The following is an 11900-nucleotide window of genomic DNA, read 5'->3' as shown; positions in this document are numbered from 1 at the left end:
AATAATTTAATTATATTTTTTTTAGTAAAAAATCGTATGTGGGTATTGTCTAGAAGTCCATATTTTTGATAATCAAATCTCCCGTGAGCAAGTTCCCAGCATATTGCTGAGTGACTAATGTTAGGTATGGATGCAATTACAACACCATTCTCATTAAGAAAAGGAAGTATTTTTTTTAAAGTTGCCAGAGGATCTATCAGGTGCTCTAATACATCAACGAATAGAATGGCATCGAAGTTTTCGTTTTTTAGTGCTAGTGATAAATCAATTTCCTCGATACTTCCAATTATAACGTCTTCGCAATATGGCTTAGCATCTGCTGCAGCTGACGGATCTATTTCGAGCCCTGTAACTCTGCAGCCCAAATTTTCTTTTAAGATTTTAGACTGAATACCGCTAGCACAACCAATTTCAAGTACCTTTGAATTATTTTTTATCCATTTAATAACTTTTTTAGCTGGGTGGTTTTCGTTATCTGGAATTTCATATATATACTTTTTAGAGGTCACTTTTTTCTCTCAATGTAATATGTTGACTAGGCTGCTGCGTATGTCCATGTGCCGGGAAGAGGTACTAATCCCTCATTCCAAGTTTTGTCCGCTAGGTTTTCAGATATTACTTGAAAATGTAGCAGGTTTTCTGCATAAAAAATAGTTCTACTGGCTGATCCTTCAGCGACTCCCGCTCTGATGGAGTACACTCCAGGCATAAATGGAAATGATTCAATCTCAAAGTTAAATTCATATATACCAATATCAAGTTTTTCTATTTTTAGTTGATTTATGCTTTGCTGAGTGGCAAGATAAATAAAGTCAGTGGTGTGAATGCCCACTCCAAACATAGGATGTCGAACTAGATTTTTAACTTCATAAACTAATTTAATGGTAACGGCTTGAGTATGTTTTAATTCTGTAATTGAGTTGCCGGAAGAGTTGATGATTTTAATATCTTTTAGATGTATCTCTCCTGTTGCCCATTCGTTGTTATTTGCCAAGCTTAGTGTTGTAGAACTGTCAATGCTTATTTTTTTATCATTTGCCTGATAAAATTTTGCGCATAAGCTGTTTGCGTCACCGTCACCTATAACTGAGCCTTTACTTAATAATATAACTCTATTACATAACCGTTCAATTTGGCGTATGTTGTGACTAACGAGAAGAACAGTTTTACCTTGGCGCCTAATAAGATCTTCCATTCGATCAAAACATTTCCTTTGAAAAGCTAAATCCCCAACAGCCAATACTTCATCAATAATTAATATATCTGCTTCCATGCTAGTGGCAATGGAAAAACCCAGCTTTACCGTCATCCCGGAGCTATAGCGCTTAACCGGTGTATCGATAAACTGTTCCAATTCGGAAAAATCGATAATTTCATCCAATTTCTGTTGTATGACTTTTTTAGGTATACCCAGGATCGCGCCGTTTAGATAAATATTTTCACGTCCCGTCAGTTCCGGATTGACGCCGGCCCCTACTTCGATCAGCGGTGCTACACTGCCACGCACAATGACTTCACCTTTGGTGGGATTGCTGATATTGGCCAAGTGCTTGAGCAGAGTGCTTTTGCCTGCGCCGTTGTGGCCGATAATGCCAACGACTTCTCCTTCGTCGATATGAAAATTGACGTCGTCAAGTGCTTTGAAAAGTTCACGTTCGTGAACCGGTTGAAAGGCCAGTCTCCTTAAGGTGTTTAAAGCCGTTTCCTTCAAACTGGTGAGGTGGCCGAGCTGGTATTCCTTGGTGAGATGGTTGACTTCTATGATGGCCATATATATTAACTGAGATGTGATTTCGAAAATTTTTGCTGAAGACTATATGACATCGGCGAACCAACTCTCCGCACGTTTAAAAAACCAGTAGCTGAACGGTAGTATCGTCAGAATCAAAATCAGCCCGGGATAAATCACATCGAAATCGGGTTGGGTGGCCCTAATTAAGGCACTTTGAAACCCGTCTATAATCCCTACTAATGGGTTAAGGGTGTATAGAAAATAAAGGTCATTTGACCATGCGCCTGCAGCCTGTTCGATAACTAATTTCTGTTGTACCAAGCTTAGCGGGTAGATGACTGGAGAGCCGTACATTAATAAAGACAACGCTATGGGTATCGCTTGCCCGATGTCTCGGTAGTAAACATTCATGGCTGCACCAAAAAAACTAATTGTTAACGCAACTATCATGGTGTAAAGCACGAAAGCAGGTATCCACACAGCCTGAACTGTTGGCATAACTTGGTAATAAATCATCATCCCCGCCAAAATCGCAAAGCTGATAAGTAACTCCACCAATTTGGTCACCATTGCCGTTAATGGAAATACTTCGCGAGGGAAATAGATTTTCTTAATTAAACTTGCATTGGATGTTACGCTGTTAACACCCTCTGACACCGATTCTTGAAAGAACACCCACGGTATCAGTGCTGCAAAAGTAATAAGCGGATAGGGTAAGCCACCTGTTTCTATGCCGACGAAGCTTTTGACCAAGGTAAATACCAGCATCAGCATGATCGGTTTTAACACCGCCCACAAGATACCTAGGTAAGCTTGTTTGTAACGGATTACAATATTTTTCCAGGTAAGCGCGGCAATTAATTCGCGGTATTTGTAGAGATTTATAAATATATTATGCATATTCCGGATTGAAAATTTATTTTTTGGCTTTCAACTTCTGAATTTTTTCAAGTTTTTTTAATAGTGACTTTTTTTGCGGATTTTGTGTAAGTCCGTCATTAATCGCGTCTTCAGCTTCATCGTATTTGTTTTGTTTTATATAAGTATTTGCCAGCCCAATGTAGGCCGGAACGAATTTGCTGTTTACCTTAATAGCTTTTTGATAGCTGGAGATTGCATCGGAATATTTTCCAATTGCTAAAAAAACATCCCCTCGCTCTTTAGTCAAGAAAGGATAGAGTGCGTAAGATGTGTTATCTCTTTTTAAAGCATAATCGATGTGTTGTATCATGCTCGCCAAGCAGTCATTCTTTTCTGTTCCAGAATAACTATAACAAATAAATTGCTTTGGTTTTGCTTCGCAATAGTGATTAACAAATACGTAGTCGTCACCGTACTCTTTTCGCCAGTCTTTATTCTGGTAAGGCGGTAGTTTGGGTATGCCAACAAAACCTTGGCAAAAGGGAGGTACAAGAGTTGCCGCCAGCATCGGATCAAACGGTTTGGCAAGGGCGTCTTGCCATCGTTCTTTTGCGAAGGATGAATCCATTGCTAAGACTAATGTGAGAGTTAGTATAAACTTAATGTGGCTCATTATATTAAGTGATGATTAAAATAATTTTTACCATAAAATATGGCTCTCGAGTTGCATATTATTCTATTTCGCAAATACCAATAAGGTCCTTGAAGTTAATTTCAAAGTATATTGGATTGTGGTTTTATTAGTTTGTTTGGCGCTTATCAGTCCATAGGTTTTCATAAAGGGCTTGTATTTTATTGGTGTGCGTCTCAACCGAAAAATTCTGCAACGCTATTACCCTGGCGGTGGCGCCAAGCTTTTTTCTCATTTCGGGTGACTCATAAAAAGTGAGTATTGCCTCGGCTAGTGAGTTGGCGTTACCGGGGCTGAACAATAGTCCTGATTCTCCTGCACTGATCATCTCGGCAGCTCCGCCATGAGATGGGCCGATTAAAGGCCGCCCCATCGCCATCGATTCAATTACAACGGTACCTAACGGCTCCGGACTTGTCGAAGCAGAGACCACAATATCCAGGCCATTATAAACGGTTTCCATGTTGGAAATATGGCCTGTAAATATTACTATCTCAGTCAAATTTTCTTCTATTACCCGTTTCTTCAAATCAGTTTCGTAATTAACGTAATCGTTTGGCGTTCCGCCAATTATTAACATCTTCAGGTTTGGAATTTTGCCGATTAATTTTGAGGCTGCGGTCAAAAATATTTCCTGTCCTTTCCAGGGAATGAGCAATCCTACTAAACCTATAACGAAAGCGTTTTGCGGGATGTTGTATTGCTGTCTAAATGCATTTCCGTTGATGTTGATGTCCAGGTTTTCTAGTGCAATGCCATCGTAAACAACACTGATTTTTTGCTGAGGAACGTCCAGATTTTTTTGCATCGCTTCAGCAACCCAATTGGATACGGAAACGAAATGGTCGGGTAGGGCGTAGGTCCATCGGCCTATTCTGGAATCAACCGGATCTCCGCGGACATGGCATATGCTTGGAATTCTTAGAATTTTTGCGACCAAAAGCGCTGCTCGATTGCAAACTGGTTCATTGTTAGCGTGGATCAAATCAGCATCGAAACGCCACGCAGTCCAGAGTAGCTGAACGAAAAAAGGTACAAAATTAAAAATGTCGTCTGCCCTTGCGAGTAGTTGATTTACGAAAAAGCTCAGCGGGGTTAGGTTTTTTAGCCATTGAATAGACGCTGCTTTCGTTTTTAACGACACAATGTCGATGTGCCGGTCCGGTATATGTTTCCACAGCGATTCGTGAGCTATTTCTTGGTATTGCGGGCCGGTTCGGCCTGTGACCACCATAGGCAAAAAGCGGCTGCGATCAATATTTCTGACTAGGTGCCGCAAGCATATTATTGCTCCACCGTAACCGATACCATTTTCCACAAAAATTATTTTTTTTATTTTACTGTTGTTAGTCATGCGAATCAGGTTCGTGAAGTTTATAGGGAAACATTTTAAGAATGCTCTCTAAATCATAAGGACTTTGCTAATTGTTGCTTAATTGCTCTAATGGTCGAGATCAAAGTCTTGGGTAAGAAACTACTTAAAAAAAACACCAAGCTGTTTAGTGAGAATTGCTGATTTAGGCTGGCGGCAAAAGCTTGTGCGGCTTCACGGCGTTTGCCAAAATTAAAATGCCAATATCCCAAAGTCCAATATGCTTCGGCAACCAATTGATCGGGGTTTACGCTTTGTTTTACCAATTGTTGTTTTGCGTAGCAGCGAATGGAATCCATGACTTTGACCAGATCGATCAAGATTCGCTCGTTTGCTTGAGTAGCATTATTGCCGTGTTGCCGGCGCAACATCAAAACATCCGGAAGGCAGGCGATAGGATGAAACGCGGCAATTTTTGCCCACAGTTCCAAATCCTCGCCGAAACGAATCTCGGCATTGAACATGCCTGCTTCAAGCAGAGATTGGCGTTTCACCAAAACCGTACCGGTGGGAATGAAGTTCTTCTTAACCAGCGCTGCAAGGGCGTTGGGAATTGGTTTCCCAGCCAGATGTTGGAAATTTTCCAGCATTTGATGTTTGGCTAATACCGACTGGGTTATTAGTTGGTCGTCATTGTCGATTTCGGTCATGTCTCCGGCAATCAGGTGGAGTTCCGGGTTAGCTTGCAGGGTCTGTATTTGCTTGGCGATTTTGTCCGTTGTCCATTGATCGTCCGCATCCAGAAATGCAATCCAGTCGCCATTTGCCAACTCTATGCCTTTATTCCGCGCGGCGGACGGGCCTTGATTGCTTTGCCTGTGATAAATGATGGTACTGGAAATCTCCTTGACGACTTGTTCGGTGTCGTCGGTCGAACCATCGTCCACCACTATAATTTCATCTACTTTACTGGTTTGCGCCTGAATGCTGTTGATTGCGGCGCGAATGAATTTCGCACTGTTATACGCTGGAATGACGGCGCTGATTTTCATATTTGGCTGCGTAAAGTTTTCGACACTTTCAATGTTTTTATACACTGGTTTTGCAAATCAGCCAGGCCGGAATAATCAAACCGGTACAGTAACCGATCAGCGCTAATTTTCTATGCCGATAGTATAGACGGTATAGAAAAGCGCCGGTTTTACGGTAGGTAGCGGCTAACTTAATTTTTGGCCATTGACGCTGGTTGAAGCGATTGACGATGTTGTCGGTTTTGTTTTGCAAACATTCGCCAAGTTCTGGGGACGCCAAGAAGCGAATGTTGGGCAATTTTTCCCTGATTTGCCGTAAAAGTTGATCGAGTCCGGCAATTGCCTGTTGGCATTCCTCTTGAGAGCGGGTGTAATTGTAGCGATGCGTGGAAATACTGACAGGCAGGGCTTGGCGATATGCAATTTCGGCTTCGGCAAATGCGCTAGCCGGGGTGTTTTTGCCGTCGACAGGCTCGTACATCACGTTGCGGACCAGATACAGTTGTGCAAAACGATTGGTATTTCCAACCCGAATCAGCGGTGGATCCTGAAAATAATGCCCTGTTTCATCGCGCCCGGTACAGCGGTATCCGGCAGTTTGAATGGCGATGATATTTTGCTGTTGCCAACTTTGTTCGATCTCATCGTTCCATAAATAGCAAGGGGCAACCGTGCTGAGGCTGGGATAGCCGAACATGCTGGTGAAGTAGTGCATAGCATCTGCGACCAATGACTTGGCATCTGCCGCGCTAATGGCTTGGGTGGGTAAGTTGCGTCCGTCAACATAATGACCTTGTAGCGGCGAATCGAGTTTTTCCCAATCCCACCAATCCCGAGTCGCACGCGCTATTGCGAGCCGGGGGTCTTGCTGCTGGCACAATTCGGCGAAAGCCTTGCCGTTTAAATGTTCCATGCCGTGCAGCTGCGGTACCAAAGTGTCTTGCTGTATGCCTTGTTGTAGAGCTTGAAAAATGGCTGGGAAGTCTTTGTCCAGCATCCGTCTGTGGTACTGGCCCGTGGCCTCGATCTTCGCGACATCCGGTACGGCTAAGACCATATCCGCAGTGAGTATCGCAGAGCGGTTCTCAGAGTCTTTGTGTTGAGCGAGCATGGAGAGCAGTTGCGTCAAGCGTTCCGCGTGAAAGTCGCCGCCAGGCCCCCAGTCGTCGCTTTCGATTAAAACCGGCGTATCGGCAAAATACGGTTCACGCCATGTGGCGATAAATAAGGATTTCTTCCATAGCCATAACCCCGCGAGGCACGCCAACCAGAAACCCAAAAAAAACAGAATTGCCATAGATTTTGTTTAATAATTAAAAAGCCTGAATATTGTGTCGACCAACGCAGTGAACTTTCATCGTAGCAGAGATTAGCGAACTAGCTGAAAACCACGCCGCAAACTTTAGACCTGGTCGATATATCAGTAGGCTTATGATAGCAGCGGTAAATAGCAATTCGCTAAAATTTGGAATGAGTCTAGGCTCAATAGCATCCAGACCACGCAGGTCTTCATACTCTCGTACCCGTACAAAACTCTAAGCAGCAGAGGAAATAGAATGTTAAAAGTGTTGGCACTACCTGATCACTGGCGTAAACCGTTAATGGGCGTCATGTTGGTCACACTGGTTTCGCTAGCGGTTTTTTTTGAGACTTGGCAGTCAATTGTTGCTATTTGGTCACGGTCGGAAACTTTCACGCATGGCTATTTAGTGGCTCCCGTTAGTCTTTGGTTGATTTGGTTGCGTCGGGATCACTATAGAGATTTACGGCCCGCTTTTAGTACATTAGGTTTGCTTTTTATTGTGGTCAGCGGATTTGGCTGGTTAATTGCCGATTTGGTGCATGTGGCGGTGATTCAGCAATGGGCCGTGGTCGGGATTTTAGTCGGTGGCTTTTGGGCCGCGCTTGGCACTCATGTCATCGTGCAAATGTTATTTCCGATGGTGTTTTTATTTTTGATGGTGCCATTCGGGGAAGCTTTTATTCCGCCGCTAATGGAATACACCGCCACCTTTGTCGTTACGCTGATACGGCTGACGGGAATGAGTGTTTACCGGGAAGGCTTATTTTTTACGCTAACATCGGGTAACTGGTCGGTAGTAGAAGGGTGCAGCGGTTTACGTTATTTGATTTCATCCCTAACCCTTGGTTCGGTATACGCGTATCTAAATTACAGCAGTTATAAGAAGCGCAGCATCTTCATCGCGCTCTCTTTCTTGGTCCCGATTCTGGCTAACGGATTGCGAGCCTATCTGATTGTGATGATAGGCCATTTCAGCGATATGAAACTCGCTGCCGGCGTTGATCATATCGTTTATGGCTGGGTGTTCTTTGGGATTGTCATGTTTGCGTTGTTTTATTTCGGCTCTTTTTGGCACGACAAGGACGCTGGTGGGCCGGCCTCATCTGCCATTGATTCGGCGAGCGACTCCACCCTTACTGATTCCGCAACGATTTACAAATATTATTGGCCGGCCCTAACGATATCTGCTTTATGCATTTTCATTTGGCCCGTTGCTTCGCAAGGCTTATCGGCGCTACAAGCCGCGCACGTAGAGGTGCCCGAGCGTTTTAGTCAGCCCGCTTTGCCTAATTGGCAGCCGGTTGTAGCGCCCGATTGGGGTTGGGAACCTAGTTTTAAGGGCGTGGTGGCGGATGCCAAAGTGTATTTAAGCGATGGTCAAACGATAGCCGGTATGTACTTTGCCAATTTCGGTGATGAAACCCAAGGCGGTGAATTGGTCAATTCGCAAAATTATCTGGTGCCGCAAAAACATCCGGTATGGCGGATACTGCATGATGACGTTATTGCCATGCAGTGGGCAGCCGATAAAAACGGCGATATTGAAGAAGCGGTACTAAGCAGTACGCATCGGAGTTTGTTGGTCGAGCGTTGGTATCGGGTTGGTGACAAAAATACTGCCAACGCCTATTTGGCTAAATGGTGGCAATTGCTGAAACGTTTGTCGGGTGACGCGTCCGCTGAGTTGCTTGTCGTGTTGTATGCCGAAACGCCGGATGGCGATTACGAGCTGGCCAGGCAAAAATTGAAACAACTCGCGGTAGCTTGTTGCAATTAAAAGCTTGGGCCGACGTTATTATGGCAATTTGATGAAAACGTAGGTGCACATTTTGGGCTTAAATCGTGTAAACCAAGGCTTGACCCCAGCAGTCGTCTAAATGTTAGACTAGCTCAACCCATTTTCATTCAGCCCGTAAGGAAAACGACATTATGATCCCGGTAATTTTATCAGGTGGTTCAGGAACACGGCTATGGCCATTGTCTCGTGGTCAGTATCCCAAGCAATTTTTACCCTTGGTGTCCGGCAACACCATGCTTCAGGAAACCATTTTGAGGCTTGATGGCGTTGCCGGCTTACAAGCGCCGATTGCGGTTTGCAATGAAGATCATCGGTTTATGCTCGCAGAGCAAATGCGGGAAATCGGGATCAAACCTGCCGCTATTATTTTGGAGCCGGTCGGCAAAAATACCGCCCCTGCCGTGGCGATGGCCGCATTGAGTGCACGCTCGGAAGACGATGTATTGTTGATTTTGCCAGCTGATCATGTAGTCGGCAATCGCGCTGCTTTCCATCGTGCGGTGGTCCAAGCCGAACTGCTGGCGAAACAGGATCTATTGGTGACGTTTGGAATCGTTGCGACCGAGCCGGAAACCGGCTACGGCTACATCAAACGCGGCGATACCCGTTATGGCGAGGCTTATAAAGTTGCCGCGTTTGTGGAAAAGCCCGATTTGCAAACCGCGCAACGCTATCTGGAAAGTGGCGAATATTTCTGGAACAGCGGCATGTTCGCTTTTAAAGCCGGTTGTTTTTTGCGTGAGTTGGAAAAATATAATCCGGAAATGCTGGAGGTTTGCAGGGAAGCCTTGCGGGCGGCAAAACCGGATCTGGATTTTGTGCGATTGGATAAGCAGATTTTTTCGACTTGCCCGTCCGACTCCATCGATTACGCAGTGATGGAAAAAACCGACCGGGCGGTGGTGATCCCGTTGGATGCGGAATGGAACGATGTCGGTTCCTGGTCCGCACTTTGGGATGTAACCGAGAAAGACGCTGCCGGCAATGCCATCAAAGGTGATGTGTTAACGGTGGATACTTGTAACTCCTATATTCACTCGGCTAACAAATTGGTGGCGGTGATCGGTGTAGAGAATTTGGTGGTGGTCGAAACCGACGATGCGGTAATGATTGCGGCTAAAGATAGGGTGCAAGACGTCAAGGAAGTGGTCGATCAACTGAAAAAATTGAAACGTAGCGAGGCCAGTGTGCATCGTAAAGTGTACAGGCCATGGGGGCATTACGATTTGGTCGATGCCGGTGAGCGCCATCAAACCAAGCGTATCGTGGTGAAGCCCGGTGCAAAATTATCGGTCCAAAAGCATCATCACCGCGCCGAGCATTGGGTTGTCGTCAAAGGCACGGCTTGGGTCGATAAAAATGGTGAGAAAATTTTGGTCACCGAAAATGAATCGATTTATATTCCCTTGGGTGTTATTCACAGTCTGGAGAACCCAGGAGTGATTCCTTTGGAAATGGTGGAAGTCCAATCCGGCAGCTATCTCGGCGAAGACGATATCGTCCGTTACGAAGATCAATACGGCCGCATTTAATTCGGAATTGTTTGCTTATCGCCGCGTCTGTTTGCGCGGCGTGGTGACTTGCATATTGTGTAAATTATCTGTCAGCGACTACTTCAAGCAGATGGTTTGCATCAAGCCATCGTTTGATGTGTCATCAAAATTAAGTGCTTTTGTCTAAATTTACTGAAGTTCGCCGTTCAACGAAGAGCGGCGACGGATTTTTTGTCAGCGTTTTGGTTTAAAGTTAGCCGTTTTATACCCGCCGAATAAAAAATTTGGTGCTTGCTTTATTCCGGAGTTGCTCTTGTCGTTACAAACAATCAACGATTTGTTGAAAAAACATAAGCTTGTCGAAGGTATGCTGAACAATCAGCCCATGCCGCGCCGCAAGCTGATCACCGCTTTGGTACAAAAGCAGCACATGGTGGAGCTGCGTAGTCTGTTGGGGCGGCTGTCTGCTATCGAAATAGGTCAAATTCTGCATGCTCTGGACCTGGAGGATGCGAACTTGGTCTGGCAGCAGGTCGAGGAATCCAGGCAGGACGATGTGCTTTGGGAATTGTCGGATAGCTTGCGCGAGGATTTGGTCGGCGACCGAGAACCGCATTGCGGCGTGGGTCAGATGAGTGCATTCGAGTTGGTCGAAGGTCGCCTCGCCAAGGTGGCGATTACCTGCCGCCACGATTTGTACGCCATCAAGCCGATCTGGATCGATTTATTGGCGCCAAGCAAGGCGCAAAGGCTGCTTATCGGGCAACATTATGGCCTGGAGTTACCCGACCCACTGGATTTGACCGATCTGGAAGCCAGCGCCCGGTTCTACGTCGAGGATCAGCACGAGATTCATATCCATTCGGACTTTTTACTGGATCGCGAAGGTAAGTCACGCAGTGTGCCGGTCGCATTCATATTGCGCGGCGAGATGCTGTTTTCGGTACGTAGTGAAGAATTGCCCGTATTTCGTTTACAGCGTTTACGCGCACGCACGCAGCCGGGCTTTGTCTCGGATTGCAAGGATATGTTGCTGGATTTATACGGTGCCGAAGCCGAGTATTCCGCGGATGCACTGGAGAATATTTACGAACAGTTGGAAATTGTCAGCAAAAAAGTATTAAGCCAGGATATTAGCGACGAAGAAGCTGCGGATATTTTGACGGATATTGCCGAAGAGGAGGATTTGAATGGCCGAATCCGCCGAAATATGCTTGATACTCAGCGCGCCGTGTCGTTTCTGATTCGCCGCAAATTGCTGAATACCACGCAGCTGGAGGATGCGCAGCAAATTCTGCGGGATATAGAATCGCTTAATAGCCACACTGCGTTTTTGTTCGACAAGATCAACTTCCTGATGGATGCCACGGTCGGTTTTATCAATATCAACCAGAACAAAGTGATCAAAATTTTCTCGGTGGCTTCGGTGGCTATGTTGCCGCCCACCTTGATTGCCAGCATTTACGGTATGAATTTTGAGAATATGCCGGAATTGCAGTGGATGCTTGGCTATCCTTTTGCACTCGGATTGATGACTGTCTCGGTATTGTTGCCGTTTATTTTCTTTAAAAGGAAGGGTTGGTTGAGATGAGCGATTGGCAATAACTCTGGGCCATTTAAAGCCCAAATGCAGCCTGCGACAATATGCCACATTTGAATTTGAAATTTTCGCAACTATC

10 protein-coding genes are annotated in these 11900 nt (G+C 45.2%); 3 read left to right on the top strand and 7 right to left on the bottom strand.

Annotated elements, in window-relative coordinates; all coding sequences use genetic code 11:
• The 7 genes from NP589_RS12825 to NP589_RS12795 form a co-directional block, all read right to left on the bottom strand.
• Window positions 1-509, bottom strand: a 509-nt coding sequence (locus NP589_RS12825) for a class I SAM-dependent methyltransferase (protein WP_256607351.1), incomplete at its 3' end; no start/stop codon positions are given.
• A 26-nt stretch (window positions 510-535) separates the two neighbouring features.
• The gene (locus NP589_RS12820; protein ID WP_256607350.1) at window positions 536-1771 is read right to left on the bottom strand and encodes an ABC transporter ATP-binding protein; all 1236 of its coding nucleotides are present in this window, start codon (window positions 1769-1771) and stop codon (window positions 536-538) included.
• A gap of 42 nt (window positions 1772-1813) precedes the next feature.
• On the bottom strand, window positions 1814-2632 hold the full coding sequence (locus NP589_RS12815) for an ABC transporter permease (RefSeq protein WP_256607349.1): 819 nt from the start codon (window positions 2630-2632) through the stop codon (window positions 1814-1816).
• Between the two features lie 16 nt (window positions 2633-2648).
• Window positions 2649-3266 (bottom strand): tetratricopeptide repeat protein, encoded by a 618-nt coding sequence (locus NP589_RS12810; protein ID WP_256607348.1) that lies wholly within the window; start codon window positions 3264-3266, stop codon window positions 2649-2651.
• A gap of 127 nt (window positions 3267-3393) precedes the next feature.
• Complete coding sequence (locus NP589_RS12805; protein ID WP_256607347.1) at window positions 3394-4638, bottom strand: glycosyltransferase family 4 protein; 1245 nt, start codon at window positions 4636-4638, stop codon at window positions 3394-3396.
• Between the two features lie 53 nt (window positions 4639-4691).
• A complete protein-coding gene (locus NP589_RS12800; protein ID WP_256607346.1) occupies window positions 4692-5648 on the bottom strand; it encodes a glycosyltransferase family 2 protein in 957 nt (318 codons plus the stop codon).
• Window positions 5649-5685: 37 nt separating this feature from the next.
• The gene (locus NP589_RS12795) at window positions 5686-6924 is read right to left on the bottom strand and encodes a hypothetical protein (RefSeq protein WP_256607345.1); all 1239 of its coding nucleotides are present in this window, start codon (window positions 6922-6924) and stop codon (window positions 5686-5688) included.
• A 259-nt stretch (window positions 6925-7183) separates the two neighbouring features.
• Here NP589_RS12795 and xrtA point away from each other — a divergent pair, with 259 nt between their 5' ends.
• The 3 genes from xrtA to corA all read left to right on the top strand — a co-directional run bounded on the left by xrtA (window position 7184) and on the right by corA (window position 11812).
• A complete protein-coding gene (gene xrtA, locus NP589_RS12790) occupies window positions 7184-8707 on the top strand; it encodes an exosortase A (protein WP_256607344.1) in 1524 nt (507 codons plus the stop codon).
• Between the two features lie 152 nt (window positions 8708-8859).
• Entirely contained in the window at window positions 8860-10260 is a 1401-nt protein-coding gene (locus tag NP589_RS12785; RefSeq protein ID WP_256607343.1) for a mannose-1-phosphate guanylyltransferase/mannose-6-phosphate isomerase, read from the top strand.
• Between the two features lie 274 nt (window positions 10261-10534).
• On the top strand, window positions 10535-11812 hold the full coding sequence (gene corA / locus NP589_RS12780) for a magnesium/cobalt transporter CorA (RefSeq protein ID WP_256607342.1): 1278 nt from the start codon (window positions 10535-10537) through the stop codon (window positions 11810-11812).
• Window positions 11813-11900 lie beyond the last annotated feature (88 nt).

It is taken from the genome of Methylomonas rosea (assembly GCF_024505055.1).
Lineage (GTDB): Bacteria > Pseudomonadota > Gammaproteobacteria > Methylococcales > Methylomonadaceae > Methylomonas > Methylomonas rosea.
This window is presented reverse-complemented; position numbering and strand designations above follow the sequence as displayed.

Bases quoted from the DNA above. Each gene is read 5' to 3' on its own strand.
- NP589_RS12820 (WP_256607350.1), bottom strand. From the start codon at position 1,771: ATGGCCATCATAGAAGTCAACCATCTCACCAAGGAATACCAGCTCGGC.
- NP589_RS12815 (WP_256607349.1), bottom strand. From the start codon at position 2,632: ATGCATAATATATTTATAAATCTCTACAAATACCGCGAATTAATTGCC.
- NP589_RS12810 (WP_256607348.1), bottom strand. From the start codon at position 3,266: ATGAGCCACATTAAGTTTATACTAACTCTCACATTAGTCTTAGCAATG.
- NP589_RS12805 (WP_256607347.1), bottom strand. From the start codon at position 4,638: ATGACTAACAACAGTAAAATAAAAAAAATAATTTTTGTGGAAAATGGT.
- NP589_RS12800 (WP_256607346.1), bottom strand. From the start codon at position 5,648: ATGAAAATCAGCGCCGTCATTCCAGCGTATAACAGTGCGAAATTCATT.
- NP589_RS12795 (WP_256607345.1), bottom strand. From the start codon at position 6,924: ATGGCAATTCTGTTTTTTTTGGGTTTCTGGTTGGCGTGCCTCGCGGGG.
- xrtA (WP_256607344.1), top strand. From the start codon at position 7,184: ATGTTAAAAGTGTTGGCACTACCTGATCACTGGCGTAAACCGTTAATG.
- NP589_RS12785 (WP_256607343.1), top strand. From the start codon at position 8,860: ATGATCCCGGTAATTTTATCAGGTGGTTCAGGAACACGGCTATGGCCA.